The organism is Kitasatospora sp. DSM 101779, assembly GCF_025655475.1.
Classification (GTDB): Bacteria; Actinomycetota; Actinomycetes; order Streptomycetales; family Streptomycetaceae; genus Kitasatospora.
This window is the reverse complement of the sequence record NZ_JAHTIK010000001.1, coordinates 4,539,030-4,563,730: the sequence shown is the minus strand read 5'-3', so window position 1 is coordinate 4,563,730 and position 24,701 is coordinate 4,539,030. Positions and strand designations below refer to the sequence as shown.

General features: G+C 73.2%; 17 protein-coding genes, 1 tRNA gene and 1 pseudogene. 11 read left to right on the top strand and 8 right to left on the bottom strand.

Translation table 11 applies throughout. The features are described 5' to 3' along the window. The coding region (locus KSNIM_RS20790) for an NADP-dependent oxidoreductase (RefSeq protein ID WP_411543747.1) at positions 1–967 on the top strand (967 nt) is incomplete at its 5' end. A gap of 7 nt (positions 968–974) precedes the next feature. Here the strand turns inward: KSNIM_RS20790 and KSNIM_RS20785 are convergent. Genes KSNIM_RS20785 through KSNIM_RS20765 form a run of 5 tightly spaced genes read right to left on the bottom strand, consistent with a single transcriptional unit; the run spans position 975 to position 6,604 of the window. Next, a complete protein-coding gene (locus tag KSNIM_RS20785) occupies positions 975–1,571 on the bottom strand; it encodes a GNAT family N-acetyltransferase (protein WP_263104699.1) in 597 nt (198 codons plus the stop codon). Then, positions 1,568–3,637 carry a penicillin acylase family protein gene (locus tag KSNIM_RS20780; RefSeq protein WP_263104698.1) on the bottom strand — a complete coding sequence of 690 codons (2,070 nt, stop codon included), beginning with the start codon at positions 3,635–3,637 and terminating at the stop codon, positions 1,568–1,570. The genes KSNIM_RS20785 and KSNIM_RS20780 overlap by 4 nt, the downstream gene beginning before the upstream one ends. Then, positions 3,634–4,458, bottom strand: coding sequence for an ABC transporter ATP-binding protein (locus KSNIM_RS20775; RefSeq protein WP_263104697.1), 825 nt, complete (start codon positions 4,456–4,458; stop codon positions 3,634–3,636). The genes KSNIM_RS20780 and KSNIM_RS20775 overlap by 4 nt, the downstream gene beginning before the upstream one ends. 53 nt (positions 4,459–4,511) lie before the next feature. Beyond that, complete coding sequence (locus KSNIM_RS20770; RefSeq protein WP_263104696.1) at positions 4,512–5,543, bottom strand: FecCD family ABC transporter permease; 1,032 nt, start codon at positions 5,541–5,543, stop codon at positions 4,512–4,514. Then, positions 5,540–6,604: a FecCD family ABC transporter permease gene (locus KSNIM_RS20765; RefSeq protein ID WP_411543746.1), complete on the bottom strand. Its 1,065-nt coding sequence runs from the start codon at positions 6,602–6,604 to the stop codon at positions 5,540–5,542. The genes KSNIM_RS20770 and KSNIM_RS20765 overlap by 4 nt, the downstream gene beginning before the upstream one ends. Positions 6,605–6,761: 157 nt before the next feature. Between KSNIM_RS20765 and KSNIM_RS20760 the strand changes: the two genes are divergently transcribed. The 9 genes and pseudogenes from KSNIM_RS20760 to KSNIM_RS20720 all read left to right on the top strand — a co-directional run bounded on the left by KSNIM_RS20760 (position 6,762) and on the right by KSNIM_RS20720 (position 19,384). After that, a complete protein-coding gene (locus KSNIM_RS20760) occupies positions 6,762–7,805 on the top strand; it encodes an ABC transporter substrate-binding protein (protein WP_263104695.1) in 1,044 nt (347 codons plus the stop codon). A gap of 7 nt (positions 7,806–7,812) precedes the next feature. Next, positions 7,813–8,679 (top strand): siderophore-interacting protein, encoded by an 867-nt coding sequence (locus KSNIM_RS20755; RefSeq protein ID WP_263104694.1) that lies wholly within the window; start codon positions 7,813–7,815, stop codon positions 8,677–8,679. 135 nt (positions 8,680–8,814) lie between these two features. After that, positions 8,815–10,377: a pyridoxal phosphate-dependent decarboxylase family protein gene (locus KSNIM_RS20750; protein WP_263104693.1), complete on the top strand. Its 1,563-nt coding sequence runs from the start codon at positions 8,815–8,817 to the stop codon at positions 10,375–10,377. A gap of 32 nt (positions 10,378–10,409) precedes the next feature. Continuing rightward, complete coding sequence (locus KSNIM_RS20745) at positions 10,410–11,702, top strand: lysine N(6)-hydroxylase/L-ornithine N(5)-oxygenase family protein (protein WP_263104692.1); 1,293 nt, start codon at positions 10,410–10,412, stop codon at positions 11,700–11,702. Beyond that, positions 11,699–12,265: a GNAT family N-acetyltransferase gene (locus KSNIM_RS20740; RefSeq protein ID WP_263104691.1), complete on the top strand. Its 567-nt coding sequence runs from the start codon at positions 11,699–11,701 to the stop codon at positions 12,263–12,265. Before KSNIM_RS20745 ends, KSNIM_RS20740 begins: the two co-directional genes overlap by 4 nt. Continuing rightward, positions 12,262–14,049 (top strand): IucA/IucC family protein, encoded by a 1,788-nt coding sequence (locus KSNIM_RS20735; RefSeq protein WP_263104690.1) that lies wholly within the window; start codon positions 12,262–12,264, stop codon positions 14,047–14,049. The genes KSNIM_RS20740 and KSNIM_RS20735 overlap by 4 nt, the downstream gene beginning before the upstream one ends. Then, positions 14,046–15,542, top strand: a pseudogene (locus KSNIM_RS20730) (MFS transporter). The gene KSNIM_RS20735 and the pseudogene KSNIM_RS20730 overlap by 4 nt, the downstream one beginning before the upstream one ends. A gap of 156 nt (positions 15,543–15,698) precedes the next feature. Then, on the top strand, positions 15,699–16,670 hold the full coding sequence (locus KSNIM_RS20725; RefSeq protein WP_263104689.1) for a polyphosphate kinase 2 family protein: 972 nt from the start codon (positions 15,699–15,701) through the stop codon (positions 16,668–16,670). Further along, positions 16,667–19,384 carry a cation-translocating P-type ATPase gene (locus KSNIM_RS20720; RefSeq protein WP_263104688.1) on the top strand — a complete coding sequence of 906 codons (2,718 nt, stop codon included), beginning with the start codon at positions 16,667–16,669 and terminating at the stop codon, positions 19,382–19,384. Before KSNIM_RS20725 ends, KSNIM_RS20720 begins: the two co-directional genes overlap by 4 nt. A gap of 95 nt (positions 19,385–19,479) precedes the next feature. On the opposite strand, the gene KSNIM_RS20715 is transcribed toward KSNIM_RS20720, so the two are convergent. After that, a complete protein-coding gene (locus KSNIM_RS20715; protein ID WP_263104687.1) occupies positions 19,480–22,113 on the bottom strand; it encodes a valine--tRNA ligase in 2,634 nt (877 codons plus the stop codon). A gap of 221 nt (positions 22,114–22,334) precedes the next feature. Here KSNIM_RS20715 and gltX point away from each other — a divergent pair, with 221 nt between their 5' ends. After that, entirely contained in the window at positions 22,335–23,702 is a 1,368-nt protein-coding gene (gene gltX / locus KSNIM_RS20710; protein WP_263108040.1) for a glutamate--tRNA ligase, read from the top strand. 134 nt (positions 23,703–23,836) lie between these two features. Here the strand turns inward: gltX and KSNIM_RS20705 are convergent. Both KSNIM_RS20705 and leuE read right to left on the bottom strand, forming a co-directional pair. Then, positions 23,837–23,910: transfer RNA gene (locus KSNIM_RS20705), tRNA-Thr, on the bottom strand. A 100-nt stretch (positions 23,911–24,010) separates the two neighbouring features. After that, complete coding sequence (leuE, locus tag KSNIM_RS20700; protein ID WP_263104686.1) at positions 24,011–24,676, bottom strand: leucine efflux protein LeuE; 666 nt, start codon at positions 24,674–24,676, stop codon at positions 24,011–24,013. Between the last annotated feature and the right edge of the window lie 25 nt (positions 24,677–24,701).

Below are 24,701 nucleotides of genomic sequence, written 5' to 3'. Positions count from 1 at the left end.
CCCCCGCCGTACCCCCGGCCGTCACGAGGAGCACCCCTTGCGCACCGTCGTCCAGAAGTCCTTCGGCACCCCCGGCGTCCTCGTCCCGGCCGAGGCCGACCGCCCGGTCGCCGGCCCGGGCGAGGTGCTGGTCCGGGTGCACGCCGCCTCGGTCAATCCGGTCGACGCCTACGTCCGGTCCGGCGCGCTGCCGATGCTCGGCGAGCCGCCGTTCGTGCTCGGCTGGGACGTCTCGGGTGTCGTCGAGGAGGTCGCCCCGGACGTCACCCGGTTCGAGGTCGGCGACGAGGTCTTCGGCATGCCGTGCTTCCCGCGGCCGGCCGGCGCCTACGCCGAGTACGTCGCGGCCCCGGCCGGGCACCTCGTCCGCAAGCCGGCGGCGCTGGACCACGTGCGGGCCGCCGCCCTGCCGCTGGCCGGTCTCACCGCCTGGCAGGCGCTGGTCGGCACGGCCGGCCTGCGGGAGGGCATGCGCGTGCTGGTGCACGGCGCGGGCGGCGGGGTCGGCCACCTCGCGGTACAGATCGCCAGGGCCCGCGGCGCGGAGGTGCTGGCGACGGCCAGCGCCGCCAAGCACGACTTCGTCCGGTCGCTCGGCGCGGACCGCGTCATCGACTACCGGGCGGGCGACTTCGCCGCCGGGCTGGGCGGGATCGACGTCGTCCTCGACGGCGTCGGCGGCTACGGGCAGCGATCGCTGCCGCTGCTGGCCGAGGACGGCGTCCTGATCACCCTGATCGAGCGGAACAGCCCGGAGCTGGTCGCCGCGGCCGCGGCGGCCGGCCGGCGCCTCGCCGGGCCGGTCGTCGAACCCGACGCCGCCGGCCTGGCGGCACTGGCCGGGCTGGCGGAGCAGGGCCGGCTGCGCCCGTACGTGCAGCACGTGCTGCCGCTGGAGGAGGCAGCGAAGGCGCACGGGCTGATCGAGTCGCGCGGCACCCGGGGGAAGATCGTGCTGACCGTCTGAGTCCGAGTCAGGCCGGCTCGGCGGCCGCCCGGTCGAGGAAGACCAGCCGGGCCCGCTTCTCCGGCTTGTCGATCTCCGGGCCGGGTTCGAAGCCGCAGCGCCGCAGCAGTGCGATCGCCCGGTCGTTGCGGGCGTCGGGCTCGGCGACGATGCGGCGGCGGCCCGGGTCGGCGAGCAGGAAGCGGACGAAGACGCCGACCAGCGCCCGGCTGACGCCGTGCTGCGGGGGGCCGTCCGCCGGGCCGATCAGCAGGTGCATCCCGTGGTCGCCCGGCCGGACCCGGTAGCACTCGCCGACCGGGTCGTGCTCCGGTTCGTAGCTCTGGAAGAGCGCGGCGGGGCGGCCGTCGCGCAGCGCGAGGAAGGCATGGTGGGTGGTCAGCGAGTCGACGAACTCGTAGGTTTCCCGCACCTGTTCGCGGTCGGCGTCGAGCATGCCCCAGTAGCGGGCGCGCGGTTCGGTGACCCAGCGGTGGACGAGTCCGGCGTCGGCGGCCGGGTCGAGCTCGACGAGCCGGACGGTTCCCAGGGCGGGCAGCCGTTCCTCGTGCAGCGCCGGACGGTCCGCGGGCAGGGCCGCCCGGACGGGCGTGTCCGCAGTCACCACGGCTCCTCGGTCAGGCGGGTCCAGTCGGTGGTGACGGGTACGAGGCCGCCGCTCAGCCACAGCGGCAGCTGGTCGCGCCGGTGCGGGTGGCCGGGCAGCCCGGAGGCGCCGAACGGCACCACCCAGCGGCTGTTGTCGCGGTCGGCCAGGTCCCAGACGTACCGGGCGGCCGATCCGCGGGAGCTGCGGTCGGTGAGGCCAGGGACGCTGGAGGTGGAGAGCACGCAGTCGTGGTCGCCGGCCAGCGCCGGCCAGTCCTCGTCGGATCCGCCGTCGACGCCGGGCAGCGCCTGCCAGGGCGCCAGCCGGTGGGTGGCGCCCCAGGTCCGCCCGGTGTCCTCCGCCGCGGCCGTCTCCTCCACGGCGGCCCGCACCAGCGCGGCACGGTCCACGCCGGGCAGCCGGTCCTCCGTCAGCAACGTCTCCAGCGCGTACGCGATCCTGGGCGGCAGCGCCAGCCAGGGCCGGAACAGCTCCGGGTACGGCGAGGGCCCGGCGAGGGCGGCGAGCGCCGGCTCGGCGGCGAACCCGCGGACGACCGCGGAGCGCAGGTCGGCGAACCGGGCGGCGTCGGCGGAGTCTGCCGCCATCCGGCGGTCCCAGGCGAGCAGCCGGTCGCGGAGCTTCTCGGCGGCCGGGCTCAGCCCGTCGAGGGAGGCGAGCAGGTCGAGCAGCGGGGCGGCGGAGGCGAGGCGGGTGTCCATGTGGACGACCGCCATGTCGGCGGCCGTCCAGGCGACCGGGGCGGCGAGCAGTTCGGCGATCCGGTCGGCCCGGTGCGGCGGCGCGAACTCCACACCGAGCGGGGCGGCCAGGCCGCGCTGATTGGCCATCACCGCGGTGCCGTGCACCTCGGCGCGCGGCATCGGCCGTCGGCCGCGCCAGGCGTGTTCGGCGTCCCAGGCGGGGACGGGCCGCAGGCTGTTGGCCCCGGGGCGGTCCGGGACGGCGCCGGCGACCCGGTGCAGCAGGCCGCCGGCGGTGTCGGCGGCCTGGACGACGTTGACCGGCTCGATCCAGTGGTCGAAGGCGCGGTCGACGTCAGCGACGGTGCGGGCGCGCAGCAGGGCGGGCAGGGCGTCGAAGCCGAGTTCGGCGTCGACCCGCGGCAGGCAGCGGAGGCTGATGGCCTCTCCCCCGTCGTCGGCGCCGCCGGTGATCACCGGTCCGCGTGCGGTCTCGACGATCTCGATCTCCACCGGTTCGGCGCCGGCGACCTCGACCGTCTCGTGGTGGACGGCGGCTGGCTGCCAGCCGTCCGGGCCGAGCGCCTCGACCCCGGGGCCGTCGGGGCCGTCGGTGCGGCGCAGCCGCTCCCGGTAGAGGTCCTGGTAGTCGGCCATGGCGTTGGTGATCGCCCAGGCGACGCCGCCGGCGTGGCCGAAGTGGCCGATGCCGGGGACGCCGGGCACGGCCAGGCCGATCACGTCGAACTCCGGGCAGGCCAGCCGGATCTGCTGGTAGATGCCAGGGTCCTCGATGAAGCGGTGGGGGTCGCCGGCGATCAGGGCGGCGCCGCTGCCGGTGCGTTCGCCGGCGATCAGCCAGCCGTTGCTGCCGGAGGTGCCGGGGCCGTCGGTGGCGAAGAGCTCGGTGTGCTCCTCACCGAGGGTGCGGGCGACCCGGTCCCGCCAGAGCTTGCCGGGGAAGCCGGCGAACAGGACGTGGTGGGAGAGCCAGACGGAGAGCGGGGTCCACGGCTCCCATCGGCCCGGGGTGATTCCGGCGGCGGCGAACTCGGGTGCCCGGTCTCCGTGTTCGGCGAGGCCGTCGTTGACGCCGTCGACGTAGGCGCGGACCCATGCGGCGGTCGCCGGGGCGAGGGCGTCGAAGCAGCGGCGGGCGGTGTCGGCGAGCCTGGCCCGGCGGGCGAAGACGTCCCAGCCGAGGGCGTCGGCGCCGAGGAAGGCGGCCGAGGTGCCCCGGGCGCGGTGCCGCTCGACCTCGATCTGCCAGGCGCGGTCGGCGGCGGCGTTGCGGCCCTGGGCGTGGGCAAGTTCGAGCGGCCCGTCGGCGCGCAGGTGCGGGATCCCGTACGCGTCGCGGTAGGTGCGCTCGGTCATGCCCGGCTCCCCTCGGGGCGGACGGCGCCGCGGCGGGCGGCGGGGACGACCAGCGGGGTGCCGGTCTCGGGGTCGTCGATGACCCGGCAGGGCAGCCGGAAGACCTCCTCGACCAGGTCGGCGGTGACGATCTCGGTGGGCGGTCCGGAGGCGACGACCTTGCCGTCGCGCATGGCGATCAGGTGGGTGGCGTACCGGGCGGCGTGGTTGAGGTCGTGCAGGACGGCGACGAGGGTACGGCCCTGTTCCTCGTGCAGCCGGGCGCACAGGTCGAGGACCTCGATCTGGTGGGCGATGTCGAGGTAGGTGGTGGGCTCGTCGAGGAGGAGCAGCGGGGTCTCCTGGGCGAGTGCCATGGCGATCCAGACGCGCTGGCGCTGGCCGCCGGAGAGTTCGTCGACGAGCCGGTCGGCGAGGGTGTCGACGCCGGTGGCGGCCATCGAGTCGGTGACGACCTCCTCGTCCCGGGCGGACCACTGGCGGAGCAGGCCCTGGTGCGGGTAGCGGCCGCGGGCGACGAGTTCGGCGACGGTGATGCCGTCGGGGGCGACGGAGGACTGCGGCAGCAGGCCGAGGGTGCGGGCTACCCTGCGGGCCGGGACGGTGGCGATGTCCTGGCCGTCGAGCAGCACCGAGCCGGCGGACGGCCTGAGGGTGCGGGAGAGGGCGCGCAGCAGGGTGGACTTGCCGCAGGCGTTGGGGCCGACGACGACGGTGAACGACCGGTCGGGGACGGCGACGGTCAGGCCCTCGGCGATGGTGCGCTTCTCGTAGGCGAGGGTCAGCTCGGCGCCTGCGAGGCGCGGTCCGCCGGTTTCCATGGTCGGTTCTCCGTTCCGGGGCGTGGTGCTGGTGCGGGGTGCGGGCTGTCCGCTCACATCCGGCCTGCCCGGCGCTCGGTGGCGAGGAGCCAGACCAGGTAGCCGCCGCCGAGGACGCCGGTGACCACGCCGACCGGCAGTTGGTGGCCGGCGAAGGCGTGCTGGGCGAGGTGGTCGGCGGTGACGAGCAGGGCGGCGCCGGTGCACATGGCGGCGAGCAGGTTGGGGCCGGGGGCGCGGGTGAGCCGTTTGGCCAGTTGGGGTGCGGTGAGCGCGACGAAGTTCACCGGGCCGGCGGCGGCCGCGGCGAGCGAGGCGAGCAGGACGGCGCAGGCGAGCAGGGCGAGGCGGACGCGTTCGACCCGGATGCCGAGGCCGCCGGCGGCGTCGTCGCCCATCTCCAGCATCCGCAGGGCGCGGCCGCCGCCGAGCAGCACGGCGGGCCCGAGGACGGCGAGGGCGATCAGCAGCGGGACGGCGTCGCGCCAGCCGCGGCCGTCGAGGCTGCCGGTGAGCCAGAGCATCGCGCGGGCGGCGTCCATGAGCTGGGCACGGGTGAGCAGGTAGCCGTTGATGCCGGTGAGGACGGCGGCGCTGCCGATGCCGACGAGGACGAGCCGGCTGCCCTGGACGCCCTGCCGCCAGGCGAGGGCGTAGATGGCGGCGCCGGTGGCGACGCCGCCGGCGATCGCGCCGCCGGCCAGGGCGAGGCTGCTGCCGCCGGCGAGGACGACGAGCAGGGCCCCGGCGCCGGCGCCCTGGGTGAAGCCGAGGATGTCGGGGCTGCCGAGCGGGTTGCGGACCAGGGACTGGAAGAGCGCGCCGGCCAGGGCGAGGGCGGCGCCGACCAGCAGGGCGGTGACGACGCGGGGCAGCCGCAGGTCGTTGACGATGAAGTCCTCGGCGGGGCTGCCGCCGCCGGTGAGGGTGCGCAGCACGTCGGAGGTGCTCATCGGGTAGTCGCCGCTGCCGAGGGCGAGGACGCCGACGGCGAGGGCGAGCAGGGCGGCCGCGGCGCCGACCAGCAGGGCGCGGGGCCGGTAGCGCACGGAGACGGAGGCGCCGATCCGGAGGGTGCTGCTCATGCCCGGGCCACCTTTCCGCGGCGCGCGAACCAGAGGAAGAAGGGGCCGCCGAGGACGGCGGTGACGAGGCCGACCTGGAGTTCGCCGGGCCGGCCGAGGACGCGGCCCAGCACGTCGGCGCCGAGCAGCAGGACGGGGGCGAGGACGGCGCAGTACGGGAAGAGCCAGCGCAGGTCGGGGCCGGTGAGGGCGCGGACCAAGTGCGGCACCATCAGGCCGACGAAGACGATCGGGCCGCAGGCGGCGGTGGCCGCGCCGCACAGCAGGGTGACGGCGGTGATCGCCGCGGCGCGGACGAGTTCGGGCCGGGCGCCGAGGGCGCGGGCGGAGTCGTCGCCGAGGGCCATGGCGTTGAGCGGCCGGGCGAGGGCGAGGGCGAGCAGCAGGCCGGTCGCGATGAACGGCAGCACCTTGAGCACGGTGGAGCCCTGGGCACTGGCCAGCGAGCCGACCGTCCAGAAGCGCATTTTCTCCAGGGCGCCGGTGTCCAGCAGCATCAGGGCGCTGACGTAGCTGTAGAGGGTGGCGTTGAGGGCGGAGCCGGCGAGGGCCAGCCGGGCCGGGGTGGCGCCGCGGCCGCCGCCGACGGCGTAGACCAGGGCGGCGACGGCGGCGGTGCCGGCGAGGGCGAACCAGACGTAGCCGTCGAAGCCGGCGATGCCGAGGAAGGTGCCGGCGGAGACGACGGCGGCGGAGGCTCCGGCGTTGATGCCGAGCAGGCCGGGGTCGGCGAGCGGGTTGCGGGTCAGCGCCTGCATGACGCCGCCGGCGAGGCCGAGCGCGGTACCGGCGAGCAGTCCGAGCAGGGTGCGCGGCAGCCGCATCTCGTGGACGACGGTGTAGGAGCCGGCGGCGGGGTCGGTGAGGCCGTGCCAGACCTCGCTGGGCGAGAGCTCCTTGGCGCCGACGCCGATACTCAGGGCCAGGACGGCGAGCAGGACGAGCAGGGCGGCGAGGAGTCCGGCGGCGCGCAGCGCGGTGCGGGCGCCGGGCGGGCGCCGTCGGGGGTCGGCGGGTTCGGCCGAACCCCCTTGGTCCTGTGGCGGCTTGGTGAGAGACACGGGTGGTGCTCCGGCGCTGGCGGGGACCGGATTCCGGGGCCCCCTCTGGACAACGACTTAGGTTAGGTTAACCTAAATCCCGCTGCGGGTCCGCTGCCGGTCCCTGCCCGCACTCGCCGCCTGCACCCACCCCCTTCGAACCGGGAGAGACACCGTCATGCCGCGTTCCAGAACTGCCGCTCACCTCTCCCGTCGCGGCCTGCTCGCCGCCGGTGGCGCCACCGCCCTCGGTGCCGTGCTCGCCGCCTGCGGCAGCGGCGGTTCCGGTTCCGACGGCGCGTCGGGCTCCGCCGCGAAGGCGGCCGGCCCCTGGTCGTTCACCGACGACCGCAAGAAGGAGGTCACCGCCAAGGCCACGCCGAAGCGGGTCGTGGCGTACACCGGCACCGCGGCGGCCCTGGTGGACTTCGGCCTGGACGAGCAGGTCGTCGGCGTCTTCGGCGAGACGAAGACCGTCGACGGCAAGGCCGACCCGACGGCCGGCGACCTGAAGGTCGACAGGGTCGAGATCCTCGGCAACGCCTGGGGCGAGTTCAGCGTCGAGAAGTACGCGGCACTGCGCCCCGAGCTGCTGGTGACGCACATGTACGACCCGGACGCGCTGTGGTACGTGCCGGACGAGAGCAAGGACAAGATCCTCAGGATCGCCCCGAGCGTCGCGATCACCACCGCCCGCGTCCCGATGACCAAGCCGATCGAGCGGTACGCCGCGCTCGCCGAGTCGCTCGGTGCGGACCTGACGGCCAAGAAGGTCACCGACGCCAAGGCCCGCTTCGAGAAGGCTGCCGAGGAGCTGCGCCAGGCGGCCAAGGCCGGCGGCGGCATCAAGGTGATGGCCTGCTCGGGCAGCGCGGACATCTTCTACGTCTCCAACCCGAAGGTCTCCACCGACCTGATGTACTTCGCCGAGCTCGGCGTCGACATCGTGGTGCCCACCAAGCTGGAGGCCGGCGACTACTTCGAGGCGCTCAGCTGGGAGAACGCCGGCAAGTTCCCCGCCGACCTGCTCCTGCTGGACAACCGCTCCACCTCGCTGCAGCCCAAGGACCTCGCCGCGAAGCCGGCCTGGGGACAGCTGCCCGCGGTCAGGGCCGGCCAGATCACCCCGTGGGACGCGGTGCCGCGCTTCTCGTACGCGGGCGCCGCGCCGCTGCTGGAGAACCTCGCCAAGGCCATCCGGAACGCCAAGAAGGTGAGCTGACACCAGCATGGCCACCGCTGCCGCGATCGCGGCGCAGTACGGGTTCTTCGAGGCCGAGGTGGTCCGCACCCGCCGGCTCGGGCCGACGATGCTGCGGGTCACCTTCGGCGGCGCGCAGCTGGCGGGCTTCGCCTCGGGCGGCCGGGACCAGAGCTTCTCGCTCTTCCTGCCGCACCCCGGGCAGGACGCCCCGGTGCTGCCGGTCGAGGAGGGCGAGGGCTGGTTCGCCGCCTGGCGGGCGCTGGACGAGGGCGTCCGGGCGGTGATGCGCTCCTACACCGTCCGCGCGCAGCGCCGCGACCCGGACGAGGTGGACGTCGACTTCGTGCTGCACGGGGTGGATTCGGCCGGTGCCGCCGGGCCGGCCGCCGCGTGGGCCGCGAAGGCCGCACCGGGCGACCGGGTGGTCCTGCTCGGCCCGGCGGTCGAGGACAACCGCAGCATCTGCTTCCGCCCGCCGGCCGGCACCGACTGGGTGCTGCTGGCGGCGGACGAGACGGCGCTGCCCGCGGTCGGCGGCATCCTGGACCGGCTGCCGCCGACCACCCGGGCCCGGGTCTGGATCGAGGTCCCGTACGCCGCGGACATCCAGGACCTGGTCGCCGGACCGGAGGTGGAGATCACCTGGCTGGTCCGGGAGAGCGGGGCGACCCCGCTGGTGGAGGCCGTCCGCGCGGCCGACCTGCCCGGCGGCACCCCGTACGCCTGGATCGCCGGCGAGTCCGGGAGCGTCCGGGCGCTGCGCCGGCACCTGGTCGGCGAGCGCGGGACGGACCGTGCCGCGGTGACCTTCGCCGGCTACTGGCGGCGCGGCGCCTCGGAGGAGCAGCTCCGCCTGGAGGCCGCGTCCAAAAGCTCTCCTGACGAGGACTGATTCGACTTACCGTCAACCGCACACCCGCGACGGCCCGTTCCCCGGCACCCGGGTGCGGGCCGTCGCGGAATGCAGGAAACTTAGGGTAGGCTAACCTAAGTTCCACACCTCGTCCGCGACCGTTGAGGACTGACCATGAGCTTCCGGGGCCACACCGTCGAGCCGTCGGCAGGCAGCACCGCCACCCTGGAGAACGCCAGATCGCACCTGTTCAACGACCGCACGGTGGAGGGCTACCGGGAGTCCCTGCGGGCCGGCGTGGAGACCGTCGCCGCGAAGGTCTCCACCACCACCCGGCCCCTCACCGGGACGACCCCGGACCGGCTGGCCCCGGAGATATCCGGCATCGACCTCGACCGCCCGCTCGGCGACCCCGCCGAGGCGCTCGCCGAGCTGGAGGACGTCTACCTCCGCGACGCCGTCTACTTCCACCACCCCCGCTACCTGGCCCACCTCAACTGCCCGGTGGTGATCCCCGCCCTGCTCGGCGAGGCCGTCCTCACCGCCGTCAACTCCTCGCTGGACACCTGGGACCAGAGCGCCGGCGGCACCCTCATCGAGCGCCGCATGATCGACTGGACGGCCGAGCGGATCGGCCTCGGCCCGGACGCCGACGGCGTCTTCACCAGCGGCGGCACCCAGTCCAACTTCCAGGCCCTGCTGCTCGCCCGCGAAGAGGCCTGCGCCGCCCTCGCGGCCGCCGCCGACACCCCGCCGGCCAAGCACGAGCTGCTGCCGAAGCTGCGCATCATCGCCTCCGAGGCCAGCCACTTCAGCGTGAAGAAGTCCGCGAAACTGCTCGGCCTCGGCATGGACGCGGTGATCTCCGTGGAGACCGACCACGGCCGCCGGATGAAGCCCGAGGCGCTCGCGCGGGAGCTCGCCCGCTGCACCGGCGAGGGCCTGACCGTGATGGCCGTCGTCGCCACCGCCGGCACCACCGACTTCGGCTCCGTCGACCCGCTGCCCGAGATCGCCGGCCTGTGCGCCGCGGCCGGCGTGTGGATGCACGTGGACGCCGCCTACGGCTGCGGACTGCTCGTCTCACCGACCCGCCGACACCTGCTGAACGGCATCGAGCGAGCCGACTCGGTCACCGTCGACTACCACAAGTCCTTCTTCCAGCCGGTCAGTTCCTCCGCCGTCCTGGTCCGCGACCGCAGCGCGCTGCGGCACGCCACCTACTACGCGGACTACCTCAACCCGGCCCGGATGGCCGAACGGCGGATCCCCAACCAGGTCGACAAGAGCATCCAGACCACCCGGCGCTTCGACGCCCTCAAGCTCTGGCTGACCCTGCGCATCATGGGCGCCGAGGCCGTCGGCCTGCTCTTCGACGAGGTCGTCGACCGCGCCGCCGCCACCTGGGAGATGCTCACCGAGGACCCGCGCTTCGAGGTCGTCACCAAGTCGCAGCTCTCCACCGTCGTCTTCCGCTGGCTGCCGCCCACCGGCCTCGCGCGCGAACTCGCCGACGAGGCCAACCTGTACGCCCGCGAGGCCCTCGCCGCCTCCGGCGAGGCCGTCGTCGCCGGCACCAAGGTCGACGGCCGCCACTACCTGAAGTTCACCCTGCTCAACCCGGAGACCTCGCTGGACGACATCGCGCACGTCCTCGACCTCCTCGCCGAGCACGCCGGCCGGTACGTCAACGACAGGACGGCCGCCGCCCACGAACTCTGCCCCACCGCCGTCTGATCCCCGCCCGCCCCTCCGCACACGGGAGAAGCATGTCCACCCACGACTTCGTCGCGATCGGGCTGGGCCCCTACAACCTGGGCCTCGCCTGCCTCACCGAGCCGATCGACGGCCTCGACGGCGTGTTCCTGGAGAGCAAGTCGGACTTCGACTGGCACCCCGGGATGCTGCTCGACTTCGCCACCCTGCAGACGCCGTTCATGGCCGACCTGGTGACGCTCGCCGACCCGACCTCGCCGTACTCCTTCCTCAACTACCTGAAGGAGCGCGGCCGGCTGTACCCGTTCTACATCCGGGAGATGTTCTACCCGGTGCGCAGCGAGTACAACGAGTACTGCCGCTGGGCCGCGGCCAGGCTGCGCAGCGTCCGCTTCGGGCACACCGTCACCCGGGTCGAGTACGACGAGGCCGACGGCCTGTACACGGTGGTCTCCGAGGTCGGCGGCGAGACCGTCCGGCACCGCGCCCGGCACCTGGTGCTGGGCACCGGCACCCCGCCGTTCCTACCGGAGTCCTGCCGCGGGCTCGGCGGCGACCTGGTGCACAACTCCGGCTACCTGGACGCCAAGCAGGCGCTGCAGAAGAAGCGCAGCATCACCGTCGTGGGCAGCGGCCAGAGCGCCGCCGAGATCTACTACGATCTGCTCGCCGAGACGGACGTGCACGGCTACCGGCTCGACTGGGTGACCCGCTCGCCGCGGTTCTTCCCGCTGGAGTACACCAAGCTCACCCTGGAGATGACCTCCCCCGAGTACGTGGACTACTTCCACGCCCTGCCGGAGGAGACCCGCTACCGCCTGGAGTCCGAGCAGAGGGGCCTCTTCAAGGGCATCGACGCCGACCTGATCAACGGCATCTACGACCTGCTCTACCAGAAGAGCGTCAAGGGCCCCGTCCCGACCAGGCTGCTCACCAACTCCGCGCTGCACAGCGCCTCGTACGACGAGACGCTGGGCACCTACACGCTCGGGCTGCACCACGCCGAGCAGCAGCGGGACTTCTCGCTGACCACCGAGGGCCTGGTGCTGGCCACCGGCTACAAGTACACCGTGCCCGCGTTCCTGGAGCCGGTGCACGACCGGATCCGGTGGGACGGCCGCGGCCGCTTCGACGTCGCCCGCAACTACAGCATCGACACCACCGGGCGCGGGATCTTCCTGCAGAACGGCGGCACCCACACCCACAGCATCACCTCGCCCGACCTGGGCATGGGCCCCTACCGCAACGCCTGGATCGTCCGCGAGCTGACCGGCCGCGAGGTCTACCCGATCGAGAAGGCCATCGCCTTCCAGGAGTTCGGCGCGCCGGAGGGCGCCCCCGCATGACGCTCTTCACCCGCACCGACGCCCGCCTGGGCGAGTTCTCGATCCGGCCGCTCGACCCGGACACCGACGCCGCGCTGCTGCACGCCTGGGTCACCCACCCCAAGGCCGCGTTCTGGATGATGCAGGACGCCTCCTTGGAGGACGTCCGCACCGAGTACCGGCGGATCACCGAGCACCCGCACCACGACGCCTTCCTCGGTCTGGTCGACGGCGCGCCGTCCTTCCTGGTCGAGCGCTACGACCCGGCCCGGCTCGAACTCGTCGGCCTCCACGACGCCGAGCCCGGCGACGTCGGCATGCACTTCCTGTGCGCGCCGGCCGACACCCCGGTGCACGGCTTCACCCGGACCGTCATCACCACCGTGATGGCCTTCCTCTTCGGCGACCCGGCCACCCGCCGCGTCGTCGTCGAGCCGGACGTCCGCAACACCGCCGTCCACGCCCTGAACGCCGCCGTCGGCTTCGAGGTGGTCGGCCCGATCGCCAAGCCGGAGAAGGACGCCCTGCTCAGCGTCTGCACCCGCGCCCAGTTCCAGCACGCCCTCGCAGGAGCCACCGCATGATGCCCGCCGAAGCCGTCGCCCACCTGACGCCGGACGCCTGGGCCGAGGCCAACCGGCAGCTCGTCCGCAAGGCGCTCGCCGAGTTCTCCCACGAGCGGCTGCTCGCCCCCGAGCAGCTGCCCGACGGCCGGTACGCCGTCCGCACCGACGACGGCGCCGTGGAGTACCGATTCACCGCCCGGCTGCGCGCCCTCGACCACTGGCAGATCCCGGCCGACTCCGTCACCCGGCACCGCGGCGAGCAGGAACTGCCGCTCGACGCCCTGGACTTCTGCATCGAGCTGCGCGGCACGCTCGGCCTGACCGACGAGGTGCTGCCGGTCTACCTGGAGGAGATCTCCTCCACCCTGGCCGGCACCGCCTACAAGCTCGGCCGGCCCGCCCTCGGCGCCGACGAGCTCGCCAAGGCCGACTTCCAGACCGTCGAGACCGGGATGACCGAGGGCCACCCCGGATTCGTCGCCAACAACGGCCGGATCGGCTTCGGCGTGCACGAGTACCACCGGTACGCCCCCGAGGCCGCCGCCCCGGTCAGGCTGGTCTGGCTCGCCGCGCACCGCGACCACTCGGTCTTCACCTCCTGCGCGGACACCGACTACGACACGCTGATCCGCCAGGAGCTGGACCCGGCCACCCTGGCCCGGTTCGCCGCGGCGATGGCCGCCCGCGGGCTCTCGCTCTCCGAGTACCACCTGCTGCCGGTGCACCCCTGGCAGTGGTGGAACAAGCTGTCGGTGACCTTCGCCGGCGAGGTCGCCCAGCAGCGCCTGGTCTGGCTCGGCGAGGGCGACGACGAGTACCTCGCCCAGCAGTCCATCCGCACCTTCTTCAACACCAGCGACCCGTCCCGGCACTACGTGAAGACGGCGATCTCGGTGCTCAACATGGGCTTCACGCGCGGTCTCTCGGCCGCCTACATGGAGGCCACCCCGGCCATCAACGACTGGCTGGCCAAGCTGATCGCCGACGACGAGGTGCTGCGCGGCACCGGCCTGACGATCATCCGCGAGCACGCCGCGATCGGCTACCGGCACCGCCAGTACGAGGCCGCCACGGACCGGTACTCGCCGTACCGCAAGATGCTCGCCGCGCTCTGGCGGGAGAGCCCCGTCCCGTCGCTCGCCCCCGGCGAGCGGCTGATGACCATGGCCGCCCTGCTGCACACCGACCGGGCCGGCCGCTCGCTGGCCGCCGCGCTGATCGGGCAGTCCGGCCTCGCCCCCGAGGCGTGGCTGCGGCGCTACCTGGACGCCTACCTGACGCCGCTGCTGCACAGCTTCTACGCCTACGACCTGGCGTTCATGCCGCACGGCGAGAACACCATCCTGGTGCTGGACGGCGGCGCCGTGCAGCGGGCGGTCTTCAAGGACATCGCCGAGGAGATCGTCGTCATGGACGCGAACGCGGTGCTGCCGCCCGCCGTCCAGCGCGTCCGGGCCGCGGTGCCCGAGGACATGAAGCTGCTGTCGATCTTCACCGACGTCTTCGACTGCTTCTTCCGCTACCTCGCCGCGACCCTCGCCGAGGACGGCGTGCTCGACGAGGACGGCTTCTGGCGGACGGTCGCCGAGTGCGTCGCCGACTACCGCGACTCGGTGCCGCACCTCGCCGACCGGTTCGACCAGTACGACCCGTTCGCGTCCGAGTTCGCGCTGTCCTGCCTCAACCGGCTGCAGCTGCGCAACAACCGGCAGATGGTCGACCTGGCCGACCCGTCCGCGGCCCTGCAGCTGGTCGGGACCCTGGCCAACCCGATCGCCCGCTTCGCCCCCGCGGCCCGGTGACCGCCGCCACCGCACCGGTGGAGTCCGCCCGCGAGGACCGGCTGCCCGGCCGGTGGCCGGCCCTCGCGGTGATCTGCCTCGCCCAGCTCGTCGTGGTGCGCGACAACACCGTGCTGAACGTGGCCGTCCCCACCCTCGGCCGGGAGCTCGGCGCGGACACCGCCGGCATCCAGTGGATCGTCAACGCCTACGCGCTCGTCCAGGCCGGCCTGGTGCTCGCCGCGGGCGCCGCCGCCGACCGCTACGGCCGGCGTCGGCTGCTGCTCACCGGGCTGGCGCTCTTCGGCCTCGGTTCGCTCGCCGCAGGGCTGTCCACCACCACCGGGCAGCTGATCTCCGCCCGGGCCGGCATGGGAGTGGGCGGCGCCCTGCTGATGACCAGCACGCTCGCCGTGGTGATGCAGCTCTTCGACGCCGAGGAACGTACCCGGGCGATCGCCGCCTGGAGCGCCGTCAGCGCGCTCGGGTTCGCGGCCGGCCCGCCGGTCGGCGGCCTGCTGCTGGCGCACTTCGCCTGGGGCGCGCTCTTCCTGGTCAACGTCCCCGTCGTGCTGCTCGGACTGGCGGCCACCCGGGCCCTCGTCCCCGAGTCCCGCGCCCCCGGCGGCGGCCCGCCCGACCTGCTCGGCGCGCTGCTGTCCACGGCAGGGGACGACCGCCGTGGTCTACGCCGTCGTCTCCGGGCCGGCGCACGGCTGGGGCTCCGCCCACGTGCTGCTGCCCGCCCCGGCCGGCCTGCTGCTGGTCGCCGCCTTCGCCCAGTGGGAACGGCGGACGGCCCACCCGATGCTCGACCCCGCGTTCTTCCGCAACCGGCGGTTCACCGGGGCGGTCACCGGCGTCCTGCTGGTCACCTTCGGCAGCGCCGGGGTGCTCTTCCTGCTCACCCAGCAGCTGCAGTTCGTCCGCGGCTACCCTCCGCTGGAGGCCGGCCTGCGGACGGCGCCGTTCGCGCTCACCGTCGTCGCGCTCAACTTCACCGGTCTCACCGCCCGGTTGATCGCCCGGCTCGGCACACCGCGCTCCATCGCCCTCGGCATGGCGGTGCTCGCGGCCGGGTTCACCGTCGCCGCGTTCGCCGCCGACGGCTACGGGCCGCTGCTCGCCGGACCGGTGCTGACGGGCACCGGCTGCGCGGTCGCCAACCCGGCCATCGTCGGGGCCGTGGTGGGCGCCGTCCCGCAGGACCGGGCGGGCGGCGGCGCCGGCATCGACGGCGCCATGGCCGAGGTCGGCAGCAGCCTCGGCGTGGCCGCGCTCGGCGCCGTGATGAACGCCCGGCTGACGGCCGTCCTGCCCGCCGCGGCCTCCGTACCGGCCGCCCTCGCCGCCGCCCGCACCGAGGCCGACCGCACCGCCGTCCTGGACGCCTTCACCGCGGCCTCCGCACCGCCCAGCTGGTCGGTGCCGGCGCCGTCCTCGCCGGCGGCCTCGCCACCGCCCTGCTGCTGGCCCGCGCCACCCGGCACTCCCCCGGCCGCGAGCCCGGCTGACCCCGCTCGACCCGGACCGGCCCCGGCGGCCACCGGCTGCCCCCGACTGCCCAGGCCCGAACGGCCGCACTCCGATTGCCGCACGCGGACCCCGGGCGGAGCGTGGCAGATGACTCCCGCCTCCGCCCGGGGCGGGCCGGCGGAAGGGGCCCGGGCATGGCGGACGACCGAGCCGAGACCATCGCACGGTTCATCGCGCCACTGCGCGTGAAGCCCGGGTCGGAGGTCGACCTCGCCCGCGACTTCGACCCCCGCTACCGGGCCCACCTGAAGAAGCGGGACGGCGCGGAACTGCTGCGCACCGGCGTCGAACTGCTCGCCGAGTACCAGGACCGGCTCGCCGCCCAGGACACCTACGGCGTACTGCTCTGCCTCCAGGCCCTCGACGCCGGCGGCAAGGACGGCACGATCCGCCACGTCATGAGCGGGGTGAACCCGCAGGGCGTGAAGGTCAGCAGCTTCAAGGTGCCCTCTGCCGAGGAGCTCGACCACGACTACCTGTGGCGCTACAACCTCCGGCTGCCCGGCCGCGGCGAGATCGGCATCTTCAACCGCTCGCACTACGAGGAGGTCCTCGTGGTGCGGGTCCACCCGGAGCACCTGGAGCGGCAGCGGCTGCCCGAGGCCGCCCGAGGGCCGGACGTCTGGGAGCGCCGCTACCGCGACATCAACCGCTGGGAGCACCACCTCACCGACAACGGCTTCAAGGTGGTCAAGATCTTCCTCAACCTCTCCCGGGAGGAACAGCGGATCCGCTTCCTGAAGCGGATCGACCTGCCGGAGAAGAACTGGAAGTTCTCCGCTGCCGACGTCCGGGAGCGCCGCTACTGGGACGACTACCAGCTGGCCTTCTCCGAGATGCTCTCCGCGACCAGCACCCCGTGGGCGCCCTGGTACGTGGTGCCGGCCGACCGCAAGTGGTTCGCGCGGATCTGCGCGGCCGCCGTCCTGGTGCACACCCTCGCGGAGATCGACCCGCAGTACCCGTCTCTCGGCGCCGAGGCCCGCAAGCAGCTGCTCCTCGTCCGGCGCGACCTGGAGGCCGAGGCCCCGCCCGGCGCCGAGGCCGACCCGTACGAGGCGGAGCACGGGAAGGGCAAGAGGCGGAAGAAGAAGGGGAGCCGATGACGCAACAGGCCGATCCGGCGGCGGGTGCGCCCGCGCCGAGCTGGTACGCGCGGCCGCCGGCGGAGGCGCTGGCCGCCTTCGGCGTCGACCCGGCCGTCGGCCTGAGCGCCGCCCGGGCGGCCGAGCGGCTCGCCGCAGACGGCCCGAACGCGCTGCCCGAGGAGAAGCCGAAGCCGACCTGGCGGCGGTTCCTCGACCAGTACCGCAGCTACATGCAGATCATCCTGGTGGCCGCCGCGGTGGTCTCCCTGGCCATCAAGCAGTGGAGCACCGGGATCCTGCTGGTCCTGCTGACGCTGCTGAACGCCGTGGTGGGCCTGCGCCAGGAGGGCAAGGCCGAGAGCGCGATGAACGCGCTGAAGTCGATGATGAAGGCCACCGCGCGGGTCCGCCGGGACGGCACCGAGTCGGAGATCCCCGCCGAGCAACTGGTCGTCGGGGACATCGTGCTGATCTCGGCCGGCGACCAGGTCCCCGCGGACGGGCGGATCGTCGAGGCGAGCGCTCTGCAGATCGACGAGTCGGCGCTCACCGGCGAGAGCGTCCCCGCGGCCAAGGACGCGGGCACGCTGACCGGCGAACGGCTAGCGCCCGGCGAGCAGTCGAACATGGCGTTCATGAACACCCCGGTGACGCACGGCAGCGGGCTGCTGGTCGTCACCGGCACCGGCGCCGGCACCGAGCTCGGCAAGATCTCCGGTCTGCTCTCGGCCACCGAGAAGGAGCAGTCGCCGCTCGACCGGGAGCTCAACACCCTCACCCTGTGGATCGCCGGGGCGGCCGGTCTGACCATGATCGTGATGTTCGCGCTCGGCCGCAGCCGCGACCAGGCCTGGGACGCCCTCTTCGTCAGCGCCGTCTCGCTGGCCATCGCGGCCATCCCCGAGGCGCTGCCGACGGTCTCCCAGGTGATCCTCTCGGTCGGCAGCCTCAACCTGGCGAAGCGCCACGCGATCGTGAAGGAGCTGCCCTCGGTCGAGACGCTGGGCTTCACCTCGGCGATCAACTCCGACAAGACCGGCACCCTGACGATGAACCAGATGACGGCGGTGGAGGTGCTCAGCCCGACCGACCGCTACACCGTCTCCGGCACCGGCTACGGCCTGGAGGGCCGGATCCACCACGCCGCCGGCACCTCGGCCGGCGTCGAGGACGCCGTGCTCCCCTACCTGGTCGCCAGCGACGCCAAGCTGGTGGACGGACGGGTGGTCGGCGACCCCACCGAGGGCGCGCTGCTCGTGCTCGGCCACAAGGCCGGCCTGGACATCGAGGCCACCCGGGAGCGCTACCCGCGGCTCGCCACGCTGCCCTTCGACCCGGGCTACAAGCTGATGGCGACCTTCAACTCGGCGACGGACGCCATGGGCCGGCCCGTCGTCCGGTGCTTCGTCAAGGGCGCCGCCCCGGCGGTGATGGGCCGGGCCGCCACCGCTCTCTCGGCCGGCACCACCGTCCCCTGGGACGGCGAGCTCGCCCGGCGGGCCCAGGCGGCCACCGAGCGGATGGGCGGCGAGGGCCGCCGGGTGATGGCCGCCGCCGTCCGCGACATCGACCCGGCGCACTTCGACCCGGGGGGCGACCTGCTCTCCCTGGTCACCGATCTGCAGATGACCAGCCTGGTCGGCATGGTGGACCCGCCGCGCGAGGAGTCGAAGGCGGCGGTCGCCGAGGCGCAGGCCGCCCACATCCGGGTCCGGATGGTGACCGGCGACGACGTCACCACGGGCGCGGCCATCGCCCGGCAGCTCGGCATCGAGGGCGAGGCCGTGCTCGGCGCGGACTTCGCCGCCATGTCGGAGCAGGAGCAGATGGAGCGGATCGACACCATCGGGGTGGTCGGCCGGGTCGCGCCCGAACACAAGGTACTGCTGGCCAACACGCTCAAGAAGAAGGGCGCCGTCGTCGCGATGACCGGCGACGGCGTCAACGACGCACCGGCGATCAAGGCCGCCGACATCGGCATCGCCATGGGCAGCGGCACCGACGTGGCGAAGAACGCCAGCCGGATGATCCTCTCCGACGACAACTTCGCCACCATCGTCTACGCGGTGGCGGAGGGCCGGAAGCTCTACGACAACCTCACCAAGTACATCCGCTTCGTGCTCCTGCTGCTGGTCACCTTCGTGCTGACCTTCCTCGGCGCGACGATCTTCAACATCGCGAGCGGCGAGCCCTTCCCGCCGCCGCAGGTGCTGTGGATCCACTTCGTGGTGAACGCGCCGTTCGGCTTCGCGCTCGGCTTCGACCAGGAGAGCCCGGGGCTGATGCAGCGGACGCCTCGGCCGCGCGGGGAGTCGGTGCTGACCCGGCCGGTGATGGTCACGGTGGGGCTGAGCGGCCTCGCCATCACCGTCTTCCTGCTCTCGCTGATCAAGCTCGGCGAGTCCCGCTACGACGACGTGAACACCGGAAGCTCGATCGCCTTCACGGCCTTCTCGCTCTGCCTGATCGTCGCGGCCTTCGAGTGCCGCAGCGAGACGGCCTCGGTGTTCAGCACCACGACCTTCGACAGCAAGCAGATGAACTGGGCCGCCCTCGGCGAGTTCGTGCTGGCCGTGATGGTCACGCAGATGGACGGCTTCCGCCGCATCCTGGGCACCACCCGGATCAGCGTCCAGCAGTTCGGCTGGGCACTGCTGGCGCCGCTGGCCCTGCTGGTGCTCTGGGAGCTCGGCAAGTGGCTGGCCCGGCGGATGAGGCCGGCCCTCGCCTGAGGAGTCTCAGCGGGCTGAGGGAACGGACATGCGAAAGGGCCGCACCCGTCGCGCGGGTGCGGCCCTCCGTCGTCGTCCGTGCCGGGACCGGCCGGTCAGGCCTGGGGCAGGCCGGCCAGCTGGGCGGTGATCCGGGCGATGTCGGCCTCGGCGGCCTCCAGGCGGCCGCGGATCTTGGCGACCACCTCGTCCGGGGCCTTCGCGAGGAAGGCCTCGTTGCCGAGCTTGGCGGTGGTCTGCGCCTTCTCCTTCTCCGCCGCGGCGAGGTCCTTGGCGAGGCGCTTGCGCTCCGCCGCGACGTCGATCGTGCCGGACAGGTCCAGCGAGACCGTCGCGCCGGCGACCGGCAGCACGGCGGTGGCGGCGAAGCCGGCCTCCGGCACGGTCAGGCGCAGCAGCGAGCGGATCGCGTCCTCGTGGACACCGAGCACGGTGCCGGCCAGCTCGAGCTGCGCGGGGACGCGCTGCGCGGGCTGCAGGCCCTGGTCCGAGCGGAAGCGGCGGACCTCGGTGACCACCTGCTGCAGGGTGGCGATCTCGGCCTCGGCCTCCGCGTCGCGGAAGCCGGAGTCCTTCGGCCACTCGGTGACCACCAGCGACTCGGCTCCGGTGAGGGTGGTCCACAGGGTGTCGGTGACGAACGGGACCACCGGGTGCAGCAGGCGCAGGGTGAGGTCCAGGACCTCGCCGAGGACCCGGCGGGCCGCGTCGGCCTGTGCGCCGCCCCTGGCGAGGGTGGTCTTGGAGAGCTCGACGTACCAGTCGAAGACCTCGTCCCACGCGAAGTGGTAGAGCGCGTCCGAGACCTTGGCGAACTCGTAGTCGTCGTACAGCGCGTCGACCTCGGCCACGGTCGCGTTGAGGCGCGAGAGGATCCAGCGGTCGACCGAGGTCAGCTCCTCGGCAGCCGGCAGCGGGCCCTCGACGGTGGCGCCGTTCATCAGCGCGAAGCGGGTGGCGTTCCAGATCTTGTTGCAGAAGTTCCGGGAGCCCTTGACCCAGTCCTCGCCGATCGGCACGTCGGCGCCGGGGTTGGCGCCGCGGGCCAGGGTGAAGCGGACGGCGTCTGCGCCGTAGGCGTCCATCCAGTCCAGCGGGTCGACGGCGGTGCCGGACGACTTCGACATCTTCTTGCCGAACTCGTCGCGGACCAGACCGGTCAGGGCGACCGTCTTGAACGGCGCCTGGCCGTCCATCGCGTACAGGCCGAACATCATCATCCGGGCGACCCAGAAGAAGATGATGTCGTGGCCGGTCAGCAGGACGTCGGTCGGGTAGAACTTCTCGAGGTCGGCGGTCTTCTCCGGCCAGCCGAGCGTGGAGAACGGCCACAGGCCCGAGGAGAACCAGGTGTCCAGGACGTCCGGGTCCTGGTGCCAGCCCTCGCCGGTCGGCGGCTGCTCGTCCGGTCCCACGCAGACGACCTCGCCGTCCGGGCCGTACCAGACCGGGATCCGGTGGCCCCACCAGAGCTGGCGCGAGATGCACCAGTCGTACATGTTGTCGACCCAGTCGAAGTAGCGGCGCTCCAGCTCCTTCGGGTGGATCTCGACCCGGCCGTCGCGGACCGCGTCGCCGGCGGCCTGCGCCAGCGGCCCGACCTTGACCCACCACTGCAGCGACAGCCGCGGCTCGACCACGGTGTGGCAGCGCGAGCAGTGCCCGACCGAGTGCTCGTACGGGCGCTTCTCGGCGACGATCCGGCCCTGCTCGCGGAGCGCGCCGACCACGGCCGAGCGGGCCTCGAAGCGGTCCAGGCCGAGGAAGGGGCCGTGCACGGTGATGACACCGCGCTCGTCCATCACGGTCACGTTGGGCAGGCCGTGGCGCTGGCCGATGGCGAAGTCGTTGGGGTCGTGCGCCGGGGTCACCTTGACGGCGCCGGTGCCGAACTCCGGGTCGACGTGCTCGTCGGCGACGACCGGGATCTCGCGGTCCGTCAGCGGCAGCTTGACGGTCCGGCCGACCAGGTGCTTGTAGCGCTCGTCGTCCGGGTGGACGGCGACCGCGGTGTCGCCCAGCATCGTCTCGGCGCGGGTGGTCGCGACGACCACCGAGTCCTCGCCCTCGCCGTAGCGGATCGAGACCAGCTCGCCGTCGCGGTCCTTGTGCTCGACCTCGATGTCGGAGAGCGCGGTGAGGCAGCGCGGGCACCAGTTGATGATGCGCTCGGCGCGGTAGATCAGGCCGTCGTCGAAGAGCTTCTTGAAGATGGTCTGGACGGCCTGGGACAGGCCCTCGTCCATGGTGAAGCGCTCGCGCGACCAGTCGACGCCGTCGCCGAGGCGGCGCATCTGGCCGAGGATCCGGCCGCCGTAGTTCTCCTTCCACTCCCAGACCTTCTCGACGAAGGCCTCGCGACCCAGGTCGTGGCGGGAGAGGCCGGACTCGGCGAGCTGCTGCTCGACCTTGTTCTGGGTGGCGATGCCGGCGTGGTCCATACCGGGCAGCCACAGCGTCTCGAAGCCCTGCATCCGCTTGCGGCGGGTGAGGGCGTCCATCAGCGTGTGCTGGAAGGCGTGGCCGAGGTGCAGCGCACCGGTGACGTTCGGCGGCGGGATGACGATGGTGTACGCCGGCTTGTCGCTCTTCGCGTCCGCCGTGAAGTAACCGCGCTCCACCCAGCGCTCGTACAGCACGCCCTCTACCTCGGCCGGGGCGTAGGCGGTCGGCAGTTCGGGGCGGCTGATCGGCCCGCGGTCGGGGGCCTGCTGAGTGTCATCGGTCACCCCGCCATCCTAGAGGACGGGCCGCGAGCGGCCGGACGCCGTCCGTGCTGCGGCGCGCTGCGGCGGCGGGCGCACACCCCCGGGACGGCGGCCGGTGCGGCGGCCGGAGCGGCGGTCGGTGCGGCGGTCGGTGCGGAAGCGGGGGCGGCGCCCGGCTCGGTAGGCTGTGCGGCATGTCTGCTCCCGCTGTTCGCGTCCGTTTCGCACCGTCCCCGACCGGCATGTTCCACGTCGGCGGCGCTCGTTCCGCCCTCTACAACTGGGCTGTGGCGCGACAGTCCGGCGGCACCTTCGTCCTGCGCATCGAAGACACCGATGCGGCGCGCAACAAGCCCGAGTGGATCGACGGGATCGTCAACGCCCTCTCCGCGATCGGCATCAACGAGTCCGACCCGGCCTTCGAGGGCCCCTACTTCCAGTCGCACAACGCCGACCGGCACCGCGAGGCGGCCGGACAGCTGCACGCCGCCGGCAAGGCCTACTACTGCGACTGCACCCGCGAGCAGGTCCAGGAGCGCACCGGCTCGCAGCAGTTGGGCTACGACGGCTTCTGCCGCGACCGCGGCCTCGACTGGGAGGCCGGCCGGGCGATGCGCTTCCGCACCCCGGACGAGGGCGAGACCGTCGTCGTGGACCTGATCCGCGGCGAGCCGGCCTTCCCGAACAGCGCCATCGAGGACTTCGTGATCGCCCGTGGCGACGGCACCCCGGTCTTCCTGCTCGCCAACGTGGTCGACGACCTGGACGAGGGCGTCACCCAGGTGATCCGCGGCGAGGAGCACCTCTCCAACACGCCCAAGCAGCAGCTGCTGTGGGAGGCGCTCGGTGCGCAGCCGCCGGTCTGGGCGCACCTGCCGGTGATCGTCAACGAGAAGCGCCAGAAGCTCTCCAAGCGCCGCGACAAGGTGGCGCTGGAGGACTACCTCGCCGAGGGCTTCCTGCCCGAGGCGATGGTCAACTACCTGATGCTGCTGGGCTGGGCGCCGGGCGACGACCGCGAGATCCTGCCCTTCGAGGAGCTGCAGCAGCTGTTCCGCGTGGAGAACGTCAACAGCTCCTCGGCGTTCTTCGACATCAAAAAGCTGACGGCCTTCAACGGCGACTACATCCGGGCGCTGGGCGCGGAGCAGTTCACCGCGGCCTGTGCGCCGTGGCTGGCCGCGCCGCACGCGCCGTGGCGGCCGGAGGCCTTCGACGCCGCCGTGTTCGAGAAGGTCGCGCCGCTCGCGCAGACCCGGATCGCGGTGCTGTCCGAGATCACCGCACAGGTCGACTTCCTCTTCCTCGACGAGCCGGTCGCCGACGAGGCGTCGTGGGCGAAGGCGATGAAGGCGGGCGCCGCGGAGCTTCTCCGCGACGTCCGGGCGGGGCTCGCCTCGGCGCCCTGGGCCGCCGAGGACCTCAAGACCCTCCTGGAGAAGGTCGGCACCGAGCACGGCCTCAAGCTCGGCAAGGCCCAGGCCCCGATCCGGGTGGCCGTCACCGGCCGCACCGTCGGACTGCCGCTGTTCGAGTCGATGGAGCTGCTCGGCCGCGAGCGCGTCCTGGCCCGCCTCGACGCCGCCGCGGAGCGCCTGGCCGCCGCCTGATCCCCTCTTCGTCCCGTCCGCCCCCGGACCGCCGGCCCCGCCGGTGAGGTCCGGGGCGGCGGTGTCGTTGCGGCGCTCTGCACCTGACACGCCAGAAGCCCAGGTGCTCGATGAGCAACCTGGGCTTCCGTCCGAGCCGCCTGCGGGATTCGAACCCGCGACCTACGCATTACGAGTGCGTTGCTCTGGCCAACTGAGCTAAGGCGGCGCCGCTGCCGGGGCTCCCCGACGGGTCGAGGATCTCATCGGCAACGCGGGCCAGTCTACACAGTTTCGGGAGGTGGTCCGCACCGCGGCCGGCTCCGGGGTCAGGCGGAGGAGACGGCGAGCTTGGCGGCGAAGCCGGCGAAGAGCAGGGCGACGCCGCTGGTGAGCCCGGCGGAGAGGCGCTTGCGGCGGCGGAAGGCGGTCGCGAGCGTGGTGCCGGCGAAGATCAGCAGGGACAGGTAGAGGACGCTGAAGGTCTGCAGGATGCCGCCGAGCAGGCCGAAGGAGAGTGCCGGCATGCCGTAGGACGGGTCCACGAACTGGGTGAAGAAGGACAGCAGGAAGAGGATGGCCTTCGGGTTGAGCAGGCTGATCACCAGCGCCCGGCGGAACGGGTTCTCGGTGCTCTCCGGCAGCGCCTCGGCGGCCTCCACCGCGTCGATCGCGTCGGCCGCGGCCCGCCGTTCGAGCCAGAGCTGCCGGGCGGCCCGGATCATGCCGATGCCGATCCACAGCAGGTAGGCGGCGCCGCCGAACTTCACCACGGCGAAGACCGCCGGGTTGGCCTCCAGCAGCGAGGAGGCGCCGAGCGCGGTGAGGCTGATCAGGGTGAAGTCGCCGAGGAAGACGCCCGCGGCGGCCCGGTAGCCGGTGCGGACGCCCCTGCGGGCGGCGACGGACAGGACGTACAGCGAGTTCGGGCCGGGCAGCAGGACGATGACCAGGGCGCCGAGGACGTACGTCGCCAGGTCGTTGACTCCGAGCACGGGTGCTCCTGTCGGGACGGCGGGA

Bases quoted from the DNA above. Each gene is read 5' to 3' on its own strand.
- KSNIM_RS20760 (WP_263104695.1), top strand. From the start codon at position 6,762: ATGCCGCGTTCCAGAACTGCCGCTCACCTCTCCCGTCGCGGCCTGCTC.
- KSNIM_RS20720 (WP_263104688.1), top strand. From the start codon at position 16,667: ATGACGCAACAGGCCGATCCGGCGGCGGGTGCGCCCGCGCCGAGCTGG.
- KSNIM_RS20750 (WP_263104693.1), top strand. From the start codon at position 8,815: ATGAGCTTCCGGGGCCACACCGTCGAGCCGTCGGCAGGCAGCACCGCC.
- KSNIM_RS20770 (WP_263104696.1), bottom strand. From the start codon at position 5,543: ATGAGCAGCACCCTCCGGATCGGCGCCTCCGTCTCCGTGCGCTACCGG.
- gltX (WP_263108040.1), top strand. From the start codon at position 22,335: ATGTTCCACGTCGGCGGCGCTCGTTCCGCCCTCTACAACTGGGCTGTG.
- KSNIM_RS20775 (WP_263104697.1), bottom strand. From the start codon at position 4,458: ATGGAAACCGGCGGACCGCGCCTCGCAGGCGCCGAGCTGACCCTCGCC.
- KSNIM_RS20755 (WP_263104694.1), top strand. From the start codon at position 7,813: ATGGCCACCGCTGCCGCGATCGCGGCGCAGTACGGGTTCTTCGAGGCC.
- KSNIM_RS20740 (WP_263104691.1), top strand. From the start codon at position 11,699: ATGACGCTCTTCACCCGCACCGACGCCCGCCTGGGCGAGTTCTCGATC.
- KSNIM_RS20780 (WP_263104698.1), bottom strand. From the start codon at position 3,637: ATGACCGAGCGCACCTACCGCGACGCGTACGGGATCCCGCACCTGCGC.
- KSNIM_RS20725 (WP_263104689.1), top strand. From the start codon at position 15,699: ATGGCGGACGACCGAGCCGAGACCATCGCACGGTTCATCGCGCCACTG.
- KSNIM_RS20745 (WP_263104692.1), top strand. From the start codon at position 10,410: ATGTCCACCCACGACTTCGTCGCGATCGGGCTGGGCCCCTACAACCTG.
- KSNIM_RS20735 (WP_263104690.1), top strand. From the start codon at position 12,262: ATGATGCCCGCCGAAGCCGTCGCCCACCTGACGCCGGACGCCTGGGCC.